An 18,848-nucleotide genomic window follows, 5' to 3' on the forward strand; every position below is an offset into this window, starting at 1 on the left:
ATTCTTTATCGGCGCTTTGGTGAAGGGGTGGGGCGAGGTCTCCCACGGTCTGTACTGCGGCTAACAGTCAGAATCGGCTTTGTCGTCCCACCACCCCTTCGAGTATCACCATACAAGCCGGCTTGCCGGCGATAAGGCCCTGAAAAACTCTATAATGACCGGCTTGTTGCCCGCGAGATCCGCCATGACCGCCATCCACATCAAATACCCCGCGCTGACCTTCAAGGCCGGCCGGCGCGCCCTGCGGCAAATCCGCGAGCGCGGCCTGCAAGCGGCCGACGTCGGCGTGCTGCCTGGCGCTGCCGGCGGCCCCAAGCCGTTGGGCATCCAGGGCCTGGACCTGGCGCTGTTCGGTGAGTGGTTGCCGACGGCGCCGCGCCAGCGCGCCTTGATCGGCGCCTCGATCGGCTCCTGGCGCTTCGCCAGCGCCTGCCTCGACGACCCGGTCGAGGGCCTGCGGCGCCTGGGCGAGCTGTACACCGAGCAGGATTTCGCCAAGGGCGTCACACCGAAGCAGATCAGCAGCAGCTGCCAGCGCATGCTCGATGACCTGCTGCAAGGCCGCGATGGGCAGATCCTCGCCAACCCGCACTACCGCCTGAACATCCTGGTGGTGAAAAGCCACGGCCAGCTCGCCCATGACCATCGCGGGCGCCTGGGCATGGGCCTGTCGTCGGTGATCGCCAGCAACCTGCTTGGCCGCGCGCGCCTGGCCCGGCATTTCGAGCGCATCATCCTGCACGACGAGCGCGCCGCGCCGCCGCTCGATGCCCTGACCGATTTCCCCTCGCGCTGCCTGCCGCTGGGCCTGGCCAACCTGCGCCACGCCCTGCTGGCTTCGGGCTCGATCCCGATGGTGATGGAAGGCGTGCGCGACATCCCCGGTGCCGGCGCCGGCACCTACCGCGATGGCGGCCTGCTCGACTACCACCTGGACCTGCCCTACCGCGGCGATGACCTGGTGCTTTACCCGCACTTCACCGACAAGGTGGTGCCCGGCTGGTTCGACAAGGCCCTGCCCTGGCGCAAGGGCGATGCCACGCGCCTGCAGAACGTGCTGCTGATGACTCCATCGGCGCAGTACCTGGCCGCCCTGCCCTTCGGCAAGCTGCCCGATCGCAACGACTTCAAGCGCTTCATGGGCGATGCCCCCAGCCGCAAGCGCTACTGGTACAAAGCCATTGCCGAAAGCCAGCGCCTGGGCGACGAACTGCTGGAACTGATTGCCACCGGGCGGCTGCATGAACGCCTGCAAGCCTTGTAGCGGCCATGCTGGTAGACTGCGCGCATTATTGATTCACACAGAGTTATGACAGCGTGGAAATCTTCAAGGAATTTACGTTCGAATCGGCCCACCGCCTGCCCAACGTCCCCGCCGGGCACAAGTGCGGCCGCCTGCATGGCCACTCGTTCAAGGTGGCGCTGCACCTGACCGGGCAGCTCGACCCGCACACCGGCTGGATCCGCGATTTTTCCGAGATCAAGGCGGTGTTCAAGCCGATCTACGAGCAGCTCGACCACAACTACCTGAACGACATTCCTGGCCTGGAGAACCCGACCAGCGAAGTGATCGCCAAGTGGATCTGGGAGCAGGTCAAGCCATTGCTGCCTGAGCTGTCCAAGGTGCGAATTCACGAGACCTGCACCAGCGGGTGCGAATATACCGGCGACTGAGCCGGCATCTTCACTGGGCCTATCGCCGGCAAGCCGGCTCCCACAGGGATATCACTGCGCTTGAGGCCTGTGCTGTTCCTGTGGGAGCCGGCTTGCCGGCGATAGGGCCAGCAGCCCCACTACAAGGGCCTCAACCCTGCCCACCCTCCACCGCATCGCGCAAAAAGCTCGGCGCGATATAGCGCTGGTAATGCGCCTCGGAAAGCAGAAAGAACTCGCGGTCGATGGCATCGCGCAACTGCGGCAGCTCCCAGTCGCGAAACTCCGGCAGCAACGCCATGCCATAAGCCTCCAGGTCACGAATCATCCGCGCCCCGCGAGCAATCAGCTGATACGCCCAGCAGTATTCCGACTGCTGCTCGACAAAGCGGATCGAGCGCTGCTGCAACTGCTGGCGCAACAGGCTTTTGTCGAACACCTCGAGCTTGGCCATCATCACCTGCACCAGCAACTGCTCCAGGCGCCGCCACACGGCGCGCTTCTGCTCGTCGTCGTAACCATTCCAGTGGATCACTTCATGGTGGAAACGCTTGCAGCCACGGCAAACCGTGTCTCCGTACACCGTCGAGCAAAGGCCGACGCAAGGGGTCTTGATGGACTGGTTGGACATGAAAAAACAACGGCTTGGCGGTGGAACACCGGCCCATGTTAGCCCTTTGTCTAACCAGGGTCACTCGTTAAAGTCGCCTGCACCGCCTTACCTTCCGGATTTTTTTGCCGTAGAATCATCCGGCCTTTTCAAAGGCAACAATGTCCGTTGGAAGCTGTTTTCAAAGCGTCACGAGCACAGTTAATCCGGTAGAACGGCGTTGGCCCGGCACATGCCCCCCGCATGTCCGTGCCAGCCCTCATCAGCTCCCCGTTCTGCAGGCGTAAAACTTTGAAAGCAGCTTCTGTAAGGATTCTCCGCGACCCTGGCTGGGCGGCCCACAAAGCCGTGATAGCGCATGGGTGTTGAGAATGCTGGATGAGCGTCCCGGACTCCCTTTAGGGACCACTGATGAGGGTAATAACTGTGCTTGAAGCCTACCGCAAACACATCGAAGAGCGTGCCGCCCTGGGTATCGTGCCCCAGCCGCTGAACGCCGAACAAACTGCAGGCCTGGTCGAGCTGCTGAAAAACCCGCCGGCCGGCGAAGAAGCCTTCCTCGTAGACCTGATCACCAACCGCGTTCCGCCAGGCGTGGACGAAGCTGCCTACGTCAAGGCCGCGTTCCTGTCCGCCGTCGCCAAGGGCGAAGCCAAGTCGCCTCTGATCGACCGCAAGCACGCCACCGAGCTGCTGGGCACCATGCAGGGCGGCTACAACATCGAGACGCTGGTCGCGCTGCTGGATGACGCCGAACTGGGCGCCGTCGCGGCCGAACAGCTCAAGCACACCCTGCTGATGTTCGATGCCTTCCACGACGTGGCCGAGAAAGCCAAGGCGGGCAACGCCCACGCCAAGGCCGTGCTGGATTCGTGGGCTGCCGGCGAGTGGTTCACCTCGCGCCCGGCGATCGCCGACAAGTACACCCTGACCGTGTTCAAGGTGCCTGGCGAAACCAACACCGACGACCTGTCCCCTGCCCCGGACGCCTGGTCGCGCCCTGACATCCCGCTGCACGCCCTGGCCATGCTGAAAATGGCCCGCGACGGCATCGAGCCGCAGCAGCCAGGTTCGGTCGGCCCGCTGGCCCAGATCGAAGCGGTCAAGGCCAAGGGCTTCCCGGTTGCCTACGTCGGCGACGTGGTCGGTACCGGTTCCTCGCGTAAGTCCGCCACCAACTCGGTGCTGTGGTTCTTCGGCGACGACATCCCCTACGTGCCGAACAAGCGCGCCGGTGGCTTCTGCTTCGGCACCAAGATCGCCCCGATCTTCTACAACACCATGGAAGACGCCGGCGCCCTGCCGATCGAATTCGACTGCACCAACCTGGCCATGGGCGACGTCATCGACGTCTACCCGTTCAAAGGTGAAGTGCGCCGCCACGGCAGCGACGAGCTGGTCACCAGCTTCGCCCTGAAAACCGAAGTGCTGCTCGACGAAGTCCGCGCTGGCGGCCGTATCCCGCTGATCGTCGGCCGTGGCCTGACCGAAAAAGCCCGTGCCGAACTGGGCCTGGGTGCTTCGGACCTGTTCAAGAAGCCAGAGCAGCCTGCCGATTCCGGCAAGGGCTTTACCCTGGCGCAGAAGATGGTCGGCCGTGCCTGCGGCCTGCCAGAAGGCCAGGGCGTGCGCCCAGGTGCCTACTGCGAGCCGAAGATGACCACCGTCGGTTCCCAGGACACCACTGGCCCGATGACCCGCGACGAGCTCAAGGACCTGGCGTGCCTGGGCTTCTCCGCCGACCTGGTGATGCAGTCGTTCTGCCACACCGCGGCCTATCCGAAGCCGATCGACGTCAACACCCACCACACCCTGCCAGACTTCATCCGCACCCGTGGCGGCGTGTCGCTGCGCCCAGGCGACGGCATCATCCACAGCTGGCTGAACCGCATGCTGATGCCTGACACCGTGGGTACCGGTGGCGACTCGCACACCCGCTTCCCGATCGGCATCTCGTTCCCGGCCGGTTCCGGCCTGGTGGCCTTCGCCGCCGCCACCGGCGTCATGCCGCTGGACATGCCAGAATCGATCCTGGTGCGTTTCAAGGGCAAGCTGCAGCCTGGCATCACCCTGCGTGACCTGGTGCATGCCATCCCTTACTACGCCATCCAGAAGGGCTTGCTGACCGTCGAGAAGAAAGGCAAGAAGAACGCCTTCTCCGGCCGCATCCTGGAAATCGAAGGCCTGGACGAACTGACCGTCGAGCAGGCGTTCGAGCTGTCCGACGCCTCGGCCGAGCGTTCCGCTGCCGGTTGCACCATCAAGTTGCCAGAGAAGGCCATCGCCGAGTACCTGACTTCCAACATCACCCTGCTGCGCTGGATGATCGGCGAAGGCTACGGCGATGCACGTACCCTGGAGCGTCGCGCCCAGGCCATGGAAGCCTGGCTGGCCAAGCCTGAGCTGCTGGCGGCCGACGCCGATGCCGAATACGCCGAAATCATCGAAATCGACCTGGCCGACGTCAAGGAGCCTGTGCTCTGCGCGCCGAACGACCCGGACGACGCCCGCCTGCTGTCCTCGGTTCAGGGCGAGAAGATCGACGAAGTGTTCATCGGTTCGTGCATGACCAACATCGGCCACTTCCGCGCCGCCGGCAAGCTGCTGGACAAGGTCAAGGGTGGCATTCCGACCCGTCTGTGGCTGGCTCCGCCAACCAAGATGGACGCTCACCAGCTGACCGAAGAAGGCTACTACGGCATCTACGGCAAGGCCGGTGCGCGCATGGAAATGCCAGGCTGCTCGCTGTGCATGGGTAACCAGGCACGTGTGCAGACCGGTTCCACCGTGGTCTCCACCTCGACCCGTAACTTCCCGAACCGCCTGGGCGACGCCACCAACGTGTACCTGGCATCGGCCGAACTGGCCGCTGTCGCTTCGATCATCGGCAAGCTGCCGACCGTCGAAGAGTACATGCAGTACGCCAAGGACATCGACAGCATGGCTGCCGACGTCTACCGCTACCTGAGCTTCGACCAGATCGCCGAGTTCCGCGAAGCGGCTGCCAACGCCAAGATCCCAGTGGTCCAGGCGTAAGCTGAGCTGTAAGGTGTAAAGAAAACCCCGGCAGAGATGCCGGGGTTTTTTTGTGTGCCTGTACTGGCCCTATCGCCGGCAAGCCGGCTCCCACAGGTTTCGTGAGCCAGTGCAGCAACTCAAATCACGAACAAGTCCACGAACCTGTGCACCGCCGTGCCCTCCAGCCGCTGCTGGTCCTTGCACAAGGCAAATATCGCCTCGCAGCGCTGCCGGGCAAAACGTGTCGCCAAATTCTCGCGAAACTTCGCCTCCAACAGCGGTATGCCCTCATCGCGCCGGCGCCGGTGCCCGAGCGGGTACTCCACCACCACCTGCTCGCTGCTGCTGCCATCCTTGAAGAACACCTGCAGCGCATTGGCAATCGAACGCTTGCCCGGCTCCAGGTACTCGTGGCTGAAGCGCGGGTCTTCGACCACCTCCATTTTCTCGCGCAGCCGATCGATGCTCGGGTGCGCGGCATGGAACGCATCCTCGTAATGCTCGGCCTCCAGGTGCCCGAAAATCAGCGGTACGGCCACCATGTACTGCAGGCAGTGGTCGCGGTCGGCGGCGTTGGCCAGGGGGCCGACCTTGGAGATGATGCGAATCGCCGACTCCTGGGTGGTGATGACGATACGGTCGATTTCATGCAGCCGGTTGCGCACCTGCCGATGCAACAGCAGCGCCGCCTCACAGGCGGTCTGGGCGTGAAACTCGGCGGGGAAGCTGATCTTGAACAGCACGTTCTCCATCACATAGCTGCCCAAAGGCTGCGCCAACCGCAGCTCACGCTGATCGGCAGGCTTGAGCGAAAGGTCCTTGTTGGCATGGCTGAACGACACGTCGTAAAAGCCCCACTGCGGCGCGCTCAGCACCCCGGGCACGCCCATTTCGCCGCGCAGGGCGATATCGGCCAGGCGCACGCCGCGGCTCGAGGCATCGCCTGCGGCCCACGACTTGCGCGAACCGGCATTGGGCGCATGGCGATAGGTGCGCAGCGCCTGGCCGTCGACGAAGGCATGGGACAACGCCGACAGCAACTGCTCGCGGTTGGCGCCCATCAACTTGGCGCACACGGCCGTGGACGCCACCTTGACCAGCACCACGTGGTCCAGGCCCACGCGGTTGAAGGCATTCTCCAGCGCCAGCACGCCCTGGATCTCGTGGGCCATGACCATGGCTTGGAGCACCTCGCGCATCATCAGCGGCGCCTCGCCGTTGGCCACGTGCTTTTGCGACAGGTGATCGGCCACCGCCAGGATGCCACCGAGGTTGTCCGAGGGGTGGCCCCACTCCGCCGCCAGCCAGGTGTCGTTGTAATCCAGCCAGCGCACGCTGCAGCCGATGTCCCAGGCGGCCTTGACCGGGTCCAGGCGATAGCCGGTGCCAGGCACCCGGGCGCCGTTGGGCACGACCGTGCCTTCGACCAGGGGGCCCAGGTGCTTGGTGCATTCGGGGAAGCGCAGGGCCAGCAGGCCGCAGCCGAGGGTGTCCATCAGGCAGTTGCGCGCGGTGTCCAGTGCCTCGGGTGATTCGACCCGGTAGCTGAGGACATAGTCGGCGAGGGTTTGCAGCACCCGGTCGTAGTCGGGGCGATCGTTCAGGTCTACGTTGGCGCTCATCGTATGCTCCCTTTGCAAAAGCTGGGGCTGCTCTGCAGCCCTTTCGCGACACAAGGCCGCTCCTACAAGGGCGGCGCCGTTCCTGTAGGAGCGGCCTTGTGTCGCGAAAGGGCCGCAAGCGGCCCCAGTCAACGAGAGCCGAGCGTCATGGGTGCATCAGAAGCTATCGCCAGGCACCCTCACCCAGCCTTCCATCAGCACGCGCGCGCTGCGGCTCATGATTGCCTTGGTCACCGTCCACTCACCCTTCACCTGGCGCGCCTCGGCGCCCACCCGCAACGTGCCGGACGGGTGCCCGAAGCGCACCGCGCTGCGCTCGCCCCCGCCCGCGGCGAGGTTGACCAGCGTGCCGGGAATGGCCGCGGCGGTACCGATGGCCACTGCAGCAGTGCCCATCATTGCATGGTGCAGCTTGCCCATGGACAGTGCACGCACCAGCAGGTCGATGTCAGCGGCGGCAACGGCTTTGCCACTGGACGCAGTGTAGGTGCTTGGCGGCGCGACGAACGCCACCTTCGGCGTGTGCTGACGCCCGGCAGCCTGGTCGATGTGCTCGATCAGGCCCATGCGCACGGCGCCGTAGGCGCGGATGGTTTCGAAACGGTTCAGCGCCTGCGCGTCACCGTTGATCGCATCCTGAAGCTCGGTGCCGGTGTAGCCGATATCGGCGGCGTTGACGAAGATGGTCGGGATGCCGGCATTGATCAGCGTGGCCTTGAAGCAGCCCACACCAGGCACTTCCAGGTCATCCACCAGGTTGCCGGTGGGGAACATGGCGCCGCCGTCGCCGTCTTCGTCGGCGGCAGGGTCTAGGAATTCGAGTTGCACTTCGGCCGCCGGGAAGGTGACGCCGTCGAGTTCGAAATCGCCGGTTTCCTGCACCTGCCCTTCGGTGATCGGTACATGGGCGATGATGGTCTTGCCGATGTTGGCCTGCCAGATGCGCACGGTGGCCACGCCATTGCGCGGAACGCGCGCGGGGTCGACCAGGCCGCTGCTGATGGCGAACGAGCCGACGGCGGCGGAGAGGTTGCCGCAGTTGCCGCTCCAATCGACGAAGGCCTTGTCGATGGCGACCTGGCCGAACAGGTAGTCGACATCGTGTTCAGGCTTGATGCTTGGCGAGAGGATCACGGTCTTGCTGGTGCTGGAGGTCGCACCGCCCATGCCGTCGATCTGCTTGCCGTAGGGGTCGGGGCTGCCGATCACCCGCAGCAGCAGGGCATCACGGGCGGGGCCAGGCACCTGGGCGGCTTCGGGCAGGTCTTGCAGGCGGAAGAACACGCCTTTGCTGGTGCCGCCACGGATGTAGGTGGCGGGGACTTTGATCTGGGGTACGTGTGGCATCGGTTTGCTGTCCTGGTGGTACGGCGAATAGCCTGGGGCTGCTTTGCAGCCCTTTCGCGACACAAGGCCGCTCCTACAGGGGAACGGCGCCGCCCTGTAGGAGCGGCCTTGTGTCGCGAAAGGGCCGCAAAGCGGCCCCCGTTTTCATCCTCAGGCACTAGCCTCAAGGAAGTCCTGGGCAAAGCGCTGCAGCACCCCGCCCGCCTCGTAGATCGACACTTCCTCGGCAGTATCCAGGCGGCAGGTCACCGGCACCTCGATGCGTTCACCATTGGCCCGGGTCACCACCAGGGTCAGGGTCGCACGCGGCTTGCGCTCACCCAGCACGTCATAGGTTTCGCTGCCCTCCAGGCCCAGGGTCTTGCGGTCGGTGCCCGGCTTGAACTCCAGCGGCAACACGCCCATGCCCACCAGGTTGGTGCGGTGAATGCGCTCGAAGCCTTCGGCGACGATCGCCTCGACACCCGCCAGGCGCACGCCCTTGGCCGCCCAGTCACGCGACGAGCCCTGGCCGTAGTCGGCACCGGCGACGATGATCAGCGGCTGCTTGCGCTGCATGTAGGTCTCGATGGCTTCCCACATGCGGGTCACCTTGCCTTCCGGCTCGATGCGCGCCAGCGAACCCTGCTTCACGCTGCCGTCTTCCTTGCGCACCATTTCGTTGAACAGCTTGGGGTTGGCGAAGGTGGCGCGCTGGGCGGTCAGGTGGTCGCCGCGGTGGGTCGCGTAGGAGTTGAAGTCCTCTTCCGGCAGGCCCATTTTCGCCAGGTACTCGCCCGCCGCGCTGTCCATCATGATGGCGTTGGACGGCGACAGGTGGTCGGTGGTGATGTTGTCCGGCAGCACCGCCAGCGGGCGCATGCCGCGCAGGCTGCGCTCGCCGGCCAGGGCACCTTCCCAGTACGGCGGGCGGCGGATGTAGGTGCTCATCGGGCGCCAGTCGTACAGCGGTGCCACTTTCGGCCCGCGGTCTTCCTCGATGGCGAACATCGGGATGTAGACCTTGCGGAACTGCTCGGGCTTGACCGCCGCACGCACCACTGCGTCGATTTCTTCGTCGCTCGGCCAGATGTCCTTGAGGCGGATTTCCTTGCCATCGACCACGCCCAGCACATCCTTCTCGATGTCGAAGCGGATGGTGCCGGCGATGGCATAGGCCACCACCAACGGTGGCGAGGCGAGGAACGCCTGCTTGGCGTAAGGGTGGATACGCCCGTCAAAGTTGCGGTTGCCCGACAGCACGGCGGTGGCGTACAGGTCGCGGTCGATGATTTCCTGCTGGATCACCGGGTCCAGCGCGCCGGACATGCCGTTGCAGGTGGTGCAGGCGAAGGCGACGATGCCAAAGCCCAGTTGCTCCAGTTCCTTCTCCAGGCCCGCCTCTTCCAGGTACAGCTGCACGGCCTTGGAGCCTGGCGCCAGCGACGACTTGACCCACGGCTTGCGGCCCAGGCCGAGCTTGTTGGCGTTGCGCGCCAGCAGGCCTGCGGCAATCACGTTGCGCGGGTTGCTGGTGTTGGTGCAGCTGGTGATGGCGGCGATGATCACCGCGCCGTCAGGCATCTGCCCTGGCACTTCTTCCCAGGCGCCGGCAATGCCCTTGGCCGCCAGGTCACTGGTGGCCACACGGGCGTGCGGGTTGGACGGGCCGGCCATGTTGCGCACCACGCTCGACAGGTCGAAGCGCAGCACGCGCTCGTACTCGGCCTGGGCCAGGCTGTCGGCCCACAGGCCGGTGGCCTTGGCGTAGGTCTCCACCAGCTTGACCTGCTGCTCTTCGCGGCCGGTCAGCTTGAGGTAGTCGATGGTTTGCTGGTCGATGGCGAACATCGCGGCGGTGGCGCCGTATTCGGGGGCCATGTTGGAGATGGTCGCGCGGTCGCCCAGGGTCAGGGCACGCGCGCCCTCGCCGTAGAATTCGAGGTAGGCGCCGACCACTTTCTGCTTGCGCAGGAATTCGGTCAGGGCCAGCACCAGGTCGGTGGCGGTGATGTTCGGCGCAAGCTTGCCGCTCAGTTCGACGCCGACGATTTCCGGCAGGCGCATCCACGAGGCGCGGCCGAGCATGACGTTCTCGGCTTCCAGGCCGCCAACACCGATGGCGATCACGCCCAGGGCATCGACATGCGGGGTGTGGCTGTCGGTGCCGACGCAGGTGTCCGGGTAGGCCAGGCCGCGGTCGTTGTGGATCACCGGCGACATCTTCTCCAGGTTGATCTGGTGCATGATGCCGTTGCCGGGCTGGATCACGTCGACGTTCTTGAACGCCTTCTTGGTCCAGTTGATGAAGTGGAAGCGGTCTTCGTTGCGGCGGTCTTCGATGGCGCGGTTCTTCTCGAACGCTTGTGGGTCGAAGCCCCCGCATTCGACGGCCAGCGAGTGGTCGACGATCAGCTGCACCGGTACCACCGGGTTGACCTGGGCCGGGTCGCCGCCTTTGTCGGCAATCGCGTCACGCAGGCCGGCAAGGTCGACCAGCGCGGTCTGGCCGAGGATGTCATGGCACACCACGCGGGCCGGGAACCAGGGGAAGTCGAGGTCGCGCTTGCGCTCGATCAGCTGGCTGAGCGAGGCGTCGAGGGTGGCCGGGTCACAGCGGCGCACCAGGTTCTCGGCGAGCACGCGGGAGGTGTAGGGCAGGCCGTCGTAGGCGCCGGGCTTGATCGCCTCGACCGCGGCGCGGGCGTCGAAATAGTCCAGGTCGGTGCCTGGCAGGTTCTTGCGGTATGTGGTGTTCATATCGTTATCAGGCTCGGTCACGGTGTTCGGTATGCAGGTGTGGCCTTGGGGGCGCTGTGCGCCCCTTTCGCGACACAAGGCCGCTCCTACAGGTATGCGCCGCGCCTGTAGGAGCGGCCTTGTGTCGCGAAAGGGCTGCAAGGCAGCCCCAGGGGCCTTCTGTATCAGCGCTGCTCGATTGGCACGAACTGGCGCTGCTCGACGCCGACATACTCGGCGCTCGGGCGGATGATGCGGTTGTTGGCGCGCTGCTCGAACACGTGCGCCGCCCAGCCGGTCAGGCGCGAGCAGACGAAGATCGGGGTGAACAGCTTGGTCGGGATGCCCATGAAGTGGTACGCCGAGGCATGGTAGAAGTCGGCGTTGGGGAACAGCCGCTTCTGCTCCCACATGGTCTTGTCGATGGCCTCGGAAACCGGGTACAGCACCTTGTCGCCGACTTCATCGGCAAGCTGCTTCGACCAGCCCTTGATCACCTCGTTGCGCGGGTCGGACTCTTTGTAGATGGCATGGCCGAAGCCCATGATCTTGTCCTTGCGCTCGAGCATGCGCAGCAGCTCGGCAGTGGCCTCCTGCGGGCTCTGGAAGCGTTCGATCAGCTCCATCGCCGCCTCGTTGGCGCCACCGTGCAGCGGGCCGCGCAGCGAGCCGATGGCGGCGGTGATGCACGAGTACAGGTCGGACAGGGTCGAGGCGCACACGCGAGCGGTGAAGGTCGAGGCGTTGAACTCGTGCTCGGCGTAGAGGATCAGCGACACGTTCATCACCTTGACGTGCAGCTCGCTCGGCTTCTTGCCGTGCAGCAGGTGCAGGAAGTGCCCGCCCAGGGTGTCTTCGTCACTGCTGCAGTCGATGCGCACGCCATGGTGGCTGAAGCGGTACCAGTAGCACATCACCGCCGGGAACAGCGCCAGCAGGCGGTCGGTCTTCTCGCGCTCGGCGTCGAAGGTCAGCTCGGGCTCCAGGGTGCCGAGCACCGAGCAGCCGGTGCGCATCACATCCATCGGGTGGGCATCGCGCGGGATGCGCTCGAGCACTTCCTTGAGGGCCTGGGGCAAGTCGCGCAGGCCTTTGAGCTTGCGCTTGTAGTCAGCCAGCTCGGCCTGGGTCGGCAGCTCGCCGTACAGCAGCAGGTAGGCCACTTCTTCGAATTCGGCACCGGCGGCCAGGTCGCGCACGTCATAGCCACGGTAGGTCAGGCCGGCACCGGCCTGGCCCACGGTCGACAGCGCGGTCTGGCCGGCCACCTGGCCGCGCAGGCCTGCGCCACTGAGTACTTTTGCTTCGGCCATGGTGTTTCTCCTTTCTTGAATTTGTTATGGAAGCTTTTCTGGCTAATTCGGGGTGGCTGTAGCGGCTCAGCCTTTTTTCTGCGCGAACAACGCATCCAGGCTCTGCTCGAAGGCGTGGTAGCCAATGGCATCGTAGAGCTCCATGCGGGTCTGCATGGTGTCGATCACGTTCTTCTGGGTGCCATCACGGCGCAGCGCGGTGTAGACATTCTCGGCCGCCTTGTTCATGGCGCGGAACGCCGACAGCGGATACAGCACCAGCGACACGTCGACCTCGCCCAGTTCCTGGGTGGTGTACAGCGGCGTGGCACCGAATTCGGTGATGTTGGCCAGGATCGGCGCCTTCACCCGGTCGGCGAAGGTCTTGTACATCGCAAGCTCGGTGATGGCCTCCGGGAAGACCATGTCGGCGCCGGCCTCGACGCAGGCCGCGGCACGGTCCAGCGCTGCGTTCAGGCCTTCCACGGCCAGCGCGTCGGTGCGCGCCATGATCACGAAGCTGTCGTCGGTACGGGCATCCACCGCCGCCTTGATGCGGTCGACCATCTCCTGCTGGGTGACGATTTCCTTGTTCGGCCGGTGGCCACAGCGCTTGGCGCCTACCTGGTCTTCGATGTGGATGGCGGCGGCGCCGAACTTGATCATCGAGCGCACGGTGCGCGCCACGTTGAAGGCCGAGGCGCCAAAGCCGGTGTCGACATCCACCAGCAGCGGCAGGTCGCAGACATCGGTGATGCGCCGCACGTCGGTGAGCACGTCGTCAAGGCCGGTGATGCCCAGGTCCGGCAGGCCCAGCGAGCCTGCGGCAACGCCGCCGCCGGAGAGGTAGATGGCCTTGAAACCGGCGCGCTTGGCCAGCAGGGCATGGTTGGCGTTGATCGCGCCGACCACTTGCAGCGGATGTTCAGCGGCAACGGCGTCGCGGAAACGCTGACCGGGGGTGCTCTTCACAGTCATTTCTCACCTCGTGGGCTGTTGTTGTGGGCGTCCAGATAGTGACGCTCGATGTTGCGCTTGGACGCGCCGATGTGGCGGCGCATCAGGAGTTCTGCCAGCTCGCCGTCACGGTCGGCGATGGCATCGAGAATGCGGTGGTGTTCGGCAAAGGCCTGGCGGGGCCGGTTGGGCGTGGCGGAGAACTGGATGCGGTACATGCGCACCAGCTGGTACAGCTCGCCGCAGAGCATCTTGACCAGGGTCTGGTTGCCGCTGCCCTGGATGATCCGGTAGTGGAAGTCGTAGTCGCCTTCCTGCTGGTAGTAGCCCTGCCCGGCCTGGAACGCGGCGTCACGCTCGTGGGTGTCGAGCACCCGGCGCAGCTCGTCGATGTCGGCCTGGCTCATGCGCTCGGCGGCCAGGCGGCAAGCCATGCCTTCGAGCGATTCGCGGATTTCGTACAGCTCGATCAGCTCGGCATGGTTCAGCGACACCACCCGCGCCCCGACATGCGGCACCCGCACCAGCAGGCGCTGGCCTTCGAGGCGGTGGATGGCCTCGCGCAGCGGCCCGCGGCTGATGCCATAGGTGCGCGCCAGCTCAGGCTCGGAGATCTTGCTGCCCGGGGCGATGTCGCCTTTGACGATGGCCGCCTGGATGCGCCGGAAGACGTTCTCGGACAAGGTTTCCGTTTCGTCTGACGCGGCGGGGCTGGGGCTGCTGAGGTCCAGCATATTGTCGACACCTTGCTAATCACTTGGGCAGAAATTAGCGAATCAAGCGTCATGAGTCAAAGACAAAATGAATATTGTCGACAATCGTCTAAGAACGAACTTACCCCTCGCCCGCGCTGTCAGATCGCGACGCGCTGGCGTCAAGACATCGTCGTGATAGAATGCCGCGCCTTCGAAGGATGGATAGTGTGTTTGTCATCAATTCATGTTGTTGACAGTTAATGAGGAAGGTTGCGCAGCCGTTGCCAGTCGCCTTGCCCCGAACCCTGCACAGCACCGCGCCAGGATTATGAGACTTACACCCGTTTTATTGCTGCTATGCCTCACCTTGCTGCCGGCCCTTGGCCAGGCGGCAGGCAAGACCGTGTACGGTCTGAACGAATACGCGCGCCTTGGCGACCTGGACCTGGAAGTGGCCGCCAAGCTCGACACCGGCGCCAAGACCGCCTCCTTGAGCGCCCGCGACATCAAGCGCTTCAAGCGCAACGGCGAAAGCTGGGTGCGCTTCTACCTGGCCATCGACGCCGCCCATTCGCACCCGATCGAGCGCCCGCTGGCCCGGGTCAGCAAGATCAAGCGCCGGGCCGGCGACTATGATGCGGAGTCAGGCAAGGCCTACACCGCGCGCCCGGTCATCGAACTCGACATCTGCATGGGCCAGGCCCGGCGCACCATCGAAGTCAACCTTACCGACCGCAGCGCGTTCCAGTTCCCGCTGCTGATCGGTTCCGAGGCGCTCAAGCACTTCGACGCACTGGTCGACCCAAGCCTTAAATACGCGGCCGGCAAACCTGCCTGTGCCACCGACGCTCCCAAAGCAGAGTAATCCCGATGCGCTCTCTTACCCTCCATCTGAAAGTCCTGATCACCGTGCTGGTGCTGCTGGGCGTGGCGGTCACCGCTTATCAGATCTTCTTCCTCGGCATCCCGGTGACCGAAGATGAAACCGATGACTTGTGGAACATCGACGCCAAGGTCGAATTCGTCGCCAGCACCAAGGACCCGGTCAAGGTGCAGATGTTCGTGCCGCCGCTGAACCGCGACTACGTCAGCCTCAACGAGAGCTTCATCTCCAACAACTACGGGGTCAGCGTCAACCGCGCCGACGGCAACCGCAAGGTGACCTGGTCGGCCCGCCGCGCCAATGGCAACCAGACCCTCTACTACCGCCTGGTGCTGACCAAGCGCTACAGCAACGAAAAGACCACCATCAAGGGCCCGACCTTCCGTGACAGCCTGGCCGTCGAAGGCCCCGAGAAGATCGCCGCCGAAGCCCTGATGGCGCCGATCCGCCAGCATTCGGCCGACGTCGAGACCTTCGTCAGCGAGACCATCAAGCGGGTCAACAACCTCAACGACGACAACGTCAAGCTGCTGCTGGCCGGCGACACCTCGGCCATGAAGAAGGCCCAGGTCATCGACCTGCTGTTGTCGATCGCCCACGTGCCGATGGAAAAGGTGCACACCATCCGCCTGGTGGCCGACACCCCGCAAACGCCTGAATTGTGGCTGCGCAGCTTCAATGGCAACGACTGGCTGTACTTCAACCCGGACACCGGCGAGCAGGGCCTGCCGAGCGACCGCCTGCTGTGGTGGACCGGTGACGACAACCTGATCACCGTCGATGGCGGCAAGAAGGCCAACGTCACCTTCAGCATGAACAACAGCGAGATGAACGCCATCCGCCTGGCCAAGCTGACCGACGAGAACACCGACGCCGACTTCCTCGAGTACTCGCTGTACAGCCTGCCGCTGCAGACCCAGCAGACCTTCATGATCATGGTGATGATCCCGATCGGCGTGCTGGTGATCCTGGTGCTGCGCAACCTGATCGGTATCCAGACCCTGGGTACCTTCACCCCGGTGCTGATCGCCCTGGCCTTCCGCGAGACCCAGCTGGGCTTCGGCATCGTGCTGTTCACGGTGATCACCGCGCTGGGCCTGTCGCTGCGCTCGTACCTGGAGCACCTGAAGCTGCAGATGCTGCCGCGCCTGTCGGTGGTGCTGACGTTCGTGGTGGTGCTGATTGCCGCCATCAGCCTGTTCAGCCACAAGCTGGGCCTGGAGCGCGGCCTGTCGGTGGCGCTGTTCCCGATGGTGATCCTGACCATGACCATCGAACGCCTGTCGATCACCTGGGAAGAACGCGGTGGCGGCCATGCCATGAAGGTGGCCATCGGCACCCTGTTCGCCGCATCGCTTGCGCACCTGCTGATGATGGTGCCGGAGCTGGTGTACTTCGTCTTCACCTTCCCGGCGGTACTGCTGATTCTGGTGGGCTTCATGCTGGCGATGGGTCGCTACCGCGGCTACCGCCTGACCGAGCTCGTTCGCTTCAAGGCATTCGTGAAGAAGGCTGACGCCTGATGTTTGGCCTGATCAAGACGTGGAAAGCCCTGGAGGCCCGGGGCATCATGGGTATCAACCGCCGCAACGCGGACTATGTGCTGAAGTACAACAAGCGCAGCCTGTACCCGATCGTCGACGACAAGATCATCACCAAGGAGCGCGCGCTCGCGGCCGGTATCCATGTGCCGGAGATGTACGGCATCATCGAGACCGAAAAGGAAATCGAAAAGCTCGACGAGATCATCGGCGGGCGCAACGATTTCGTCATCAAGCCGGCGCAGGGCGCCGGCGGTGACGGCATCCTGGTCATCGCCGACCGCTTCGAAGACCGCTACCGCACGGTGTCGGGCAAGATCATCAGCCACGAGGAGATCGAGCACCAGATCTCCAGCATCCTCACCGGGCTGTACTCGCTGGGCGGGCACCGCGACCGTGCGCTGATCGAATACCGCGTCACCCCCGACCAGATCTTCAAGAGCATCAGCTACGAGGGCGTGCCGGACATCCGCATCATCGTGCTGATGGGCTACCCGGTGATGGCCATGCTGCGCTTGCCGACCCGCCAGTCCGGCGGCAAGGCCAACCTGCATCAGGGCGCCATCGGCGTGGGCGTGGACCTTGCCACCGGCATGACCCTGCGCGGCACCTGGCTGAACAACATCATCAGCAAGCACCCGGACACCACCAATGCGGTGGACGGCGTGCAGCTGCCGAACTGGGATGGCTTCATGAAGCTTGCGGCCGGCTGCTACGAGCTGTGCGGCCTGGGCTACATCGGCGTGGACATGGTGCTGGACCAGGACAAGGGGCCGCTGATTCTCGAACTCAACGCCCGGCCTGGGCTGAACATCCAGATCGCCAACGACACCGGCCTGACCCAGCGCACCCACGCCATCGAGGCGCACCTGGAAGCGCTGGCCAAGGATGGCATCAGCGAAGATGCCGAGCAGCGGGTGCGGGTGACCCAGAACCTGTTCGGGCACGTGCGCCCGCGCTGAGCCACAAGGCCCGATCGCCGGCAAGCCGGCTCCCACAGACAAGGTTGGTGATACCCCTGTGGGAGCCGGCTTGCCGGCGATGGGGCCGCCATAGGCGCAACCCGAAGGTTTAATGTCGCGCCCAGCGCTAGGCGCTTTTCCTACACAGGTCTACAATCGCCCTCCTCGCTTTTTCATCGCCGTCCATTCTGATGCCGACCTGTACGCTCCACCCCCTGCCCTACCAGCCCGACCCCGCCGCCTACTTCGCCCGCTTGCGCCAAGCGCCCGGCGCGATCCTGCTCGACAGCGCCCGCCCCGGTGCCGAGCGCGGCCGTTTCGACCTGCTCAGCGCCTGGCCACGGCAGCACCTGCAAGCCCAACCCGACGAAGACGGCCGCGCCTTCCTGCTGCGCCTGCGCGCAGGCCTGGCCGAACTGGGCCCGGCACAGCTCCCCAACGGCGCCGAACTGCCCTTCGCCGGCGGCCTGATCGGCTACCTGAGCTATGACTTCGGCCGCCGCCTGGAGCACCTGCCCAGCCAGGCCATCGATGACCTCGGCCTGCCCGACGCGCAGCTGGGCCTATATGCATGGGCCATGGTCACCGACCACCTGCTCGGCAGCAGCCAACTGGTCTTCCACCCAAGCCTTGCCAGTGCAGAACGCGAACGCCTGATCGCCCTGTTCGAAGCCGCCGAAAGCACTGCACCGGGCGATTTCAAGCTGCTCGCGCCCATGCAGGGGGACCTGCAGCCCGAGCAGTACCGGGCTGCCTTCGACCAGGTACAGCACTACATCCAGGCCGGCGACTGCTACCAGATCAACCTCACCCAGCGCTTTCGCGCCCCTTGCCAGGGCGACCCCTGGCGCGCCTACCAGGCGCTGCGCAAGGCCTGCCCGACGCCGTTCTCCGGCTACCAGCAACTGGCCGATGGCAGCGCACTGCTGAGCTTTTCTCCGGAGCGCTTCATCCGCGTCAGCCAGGGCCAGGTGGAAACCCGCCCGATCAAGGGCACCCGCCCGCGTTCGGCCGACCCCCGCGAAGACGCCCGCAATGCCGAGGAGCTGCGCCACAGCCCCAAGGACCGCTCGGAAAACCTGATGATCGTCGACCTGCTGCGCAACGACCTGGGGCGCACCTGCGAGATTGGCTCGGTGAAAGTGCCCGAGCTGTTCAGCCTGGAGAGCTACCCCAACGTGCACCACCTGGTCAGCAGCATCACCGGCCAGCTGGCCGCCGGCAAGGACGCCCTGGACCTGATCGGCGACAGCTTCCCCGGCGGCTCGATCACCGGCGCGCCGAAGATCCGCGCCATGCAGATCATCGACGAGCTCGAACCGACCCGCCGCGCCCTGTATTGCGGCTCGCTGCTGTACGTGGATGTGCGTGGCGAGATGGACAGCTCCATCGCCATTCGCAGCCTGCTGGTCAAGGATGGGCAGGTAAGCTGCTGGGGCGGCGGCGCGGTGGTAGCCGACTCGAACTGGGCAGCGGAATACGAAGAATCGATCGCCAAGGTTCGGGTGCTGATGCAGACCCTGCAAGGCCTGTAGGCCAGCACGTCTGCC

Annotated in this window: 14 protein-coding genes; 7 read left to right on the forward strand and 7 right to left on the reverse strand. The window is 64.8% G+C overall.

Annotation, left to right across the window (positions count from 1 at the left end; genetic code table 11):
- The first annotated feature begins 184 nt into the window (after nt 1-184).
- Together L6D75_RS20495 and queD are read left to right on the forward strand one after the other, a co-directional pair.
- Nucleotides 185-1,264, forward strand: a complete 1,080-nt coding sequence (locus L6D75_RS20495; RefSeq protein ID WP_176517658.1) for a patatin-like phospholipase family protein — start codon at nt 185-187, stop codon at nt 1,262-1,264.
- Nucleotides 1,265-1,317: 53 nt separating this feature from the next.
- A complete protein-coding gene (queD, locus tag L6D75_RS20500) occupies nt 1,318-1,674 on the forward strand; it encodes a 6-carboxytetrahydropterin synthase QueD (protein ID WP_176517659.1) in 357 nt (118 codons plus the stop codon).
- A 130-nt stretch (nt 1,675-1,804) separates the two neighbouring features.
- Here the strand turns inward: queD and L6D75_RS20505 are convergent, their stop codons facing one another.
- Nucleotides 1,805-2,284, reverse strand: a complete 480-nt coding sequence (locus tag L6D75_RS20505; RefSeq protein ID WP_176517660.1) for a DUF1289 domain-containing protein — start codon at nt 2,282-2,284, stop codon at nt 1,805-1,807.
- 405 nt (nt 2,285-2,689) lie between these two features.
- On the opposite strand from L6D75_RS20505, the gene acnB reads away from it, so the two are divergent.
- On the forward strand, nt 2,690-5,299 hold the full coding sequence (gene acnB / locus L6D75_RS20510) for a bifunctional aconitate hydratase 2/2-methylisocitrate dehydratase (RefSeq protein WP_176517681.1): 2,610 nt from the start codon (nt 2,690-2,692) through the stop codon (nt 5,297-5,299).
- Nucleotides 5,300-5,418: 119 nt separating this feature from the next.
- On the opposite strand, the gene prpD is transcribed toward acnB, so the two are convergent.
- The 6 genes from prpD to L6D75_RS20540 form a co-directional block, all read right to left on the reverse strand.
- Nucleotides 5,419-6,903 carry a 2-methylcitrate dehydratase gene (prpD, locus tag L6D75_RS20515; protein ID WP_176517661.1) on the reverse strand — a complete coding sequence of 495 codons (1,485 nt, stop codon included), beginning with the start codon at nt 6,901-6,903 and terminating at the stop codon, nt 5,419-5,421.
- Between the two features lie 156 nt (nt 6,904-7,059).
- Nucleotides 7,060-8,250 carry a 2-methylaconitate cis-trans isomerase PrpF gene (prpF, locus tag L6D75_RS20520; protein WP_176517662.1) on the reverse strand — a complete coding sequence of 397 codons (1,191 nt, stop codon included), beginning with the start codon at nt 8,248-8,250 and terminating at the stop codon, nt 7,060-7,062.
- Between the two features lie 150 nt (nt 8,251-8,400).
- Complete coding sequence (gene acnD / locus L6D75_RS20525; protein ID WP_176517663.1) at nt 8,401-10,989, reverse strand: Fe/S-dependent 2-methylisocitrate dehydratase AcnD; 2,589 nt, start codon at nt 10,987-10,989, stop codon at nt 8,401-8,403.
- A gap of 164 nt (nt 10,990-11,153) precedes the next feature.
- Nucleotides 11,154-12,281, reverse strand: a complete 1,128-nt coding sequence (gene prpC / locus L6D75_RS20530; RefSeq protein ID WP_176517664.1) for a bifunctional 2-methylcitrate synthase/citrate synthase — start codon at nt 12,279-12,281, stop codon at nt 11,154-11,156.
- A gap of 66 nt (nt 12,282-12,347) precedes the next feature.
- Nucleotides 12,348-13,238 carry a methylisocitrate lyase gene (gene prpB / locus L6D75_RS20535; RefSeq protein WP_176517665.1) on the reverse strand — a complete coding sequence of 297 codons (891 nt, stop codon included), beginning with the start codon at nt 13,236-13,238 and terminating at the stop codon, nt 12,348-12,350.
- Nucleotides 13,235-13,951, reverse strand: coding sequence for a GntR family transcriptional regulator (locus L6D75_RS20540; protein WP_176517666.1), 717 nt, complete (start codon nt 13,949-13,951; stop codon nt 13,235-13,237). The genes prpB and L6D75_RS20540 overlap by 4 nt, the downstream gene beginning before the upstream one ends.
- A gap of 289 nt (nt 13,952-14,240) precedes the next feature.
- Between L6D75_RS20540 and rloA the strand changes: the two genes are divergently transcribed.
- The 4 genes from rloA to pabB all read left to right on the forward strand — a co-directional run bounded on the left by rloA (nt 14,241) and on the right by pabB (nt 18,833).
- Complete coding sequence (rloA, locus tag L6D75_RS20545; RefSeq protein ID WP_176517667.1) at nt 14,241-14,777, forward strand: retropepsin-like aspartic peptidase RloA; 537 nt, start codon at nt 14,241-14,243, stop codon at nt 14,775-14,777.
- 5 nt (nt 14,778-14,782) lie between these two features.
- Entirely contained in the window at nt 14,783-16,318 is a 1,536-nt protein-coding gene (gene rloB / locus L6D75_RS20550; RefSeq protein ID WP_176517668.1) for an osmotic stress tolerance membrane protein RloB, read from the forward strand.
- Complete coding sequence (locus L6D75_RS20555; protein WP_176517669.1) at nt 16,318-17,298, forward strand: alpha-L-glutamate ligase-like protein; 981 nt, start codon at nt 16,318-16,320, stop codon at nt 17,296-17,298. The genes rloB and L6D75_RS20555 overlap by 1 nt, the downstream gene beginning before the upstream one ends.
- 191 nt (nt 17,299-17,489) lie before the next feature.
- Nucleotides 17,490-18,833 (forward strand): aminodeoxychorismate synthase component I, encoded by a 1,344-nt coding sequence (gene pabB / locus L6D75_RS20560; RefSeq protein WP_176517670.1) that lies wholly within the window; start codon nt 17,490-17,492, stop codon nt 18,831-18,833.
- Nucleotides 18,834-18,848 lie beyond the last annotated feature (15 nt).

This window comes from Pseudomonas faucium (assembly GCF_021602585.1).
GTDB lineage: Bacteria > Pseudomonadota > Gammaproteobacteria > Pseudomonadales > Pseudomonadaceae > Aquipseudomonas > Aquipseudomonas faucium.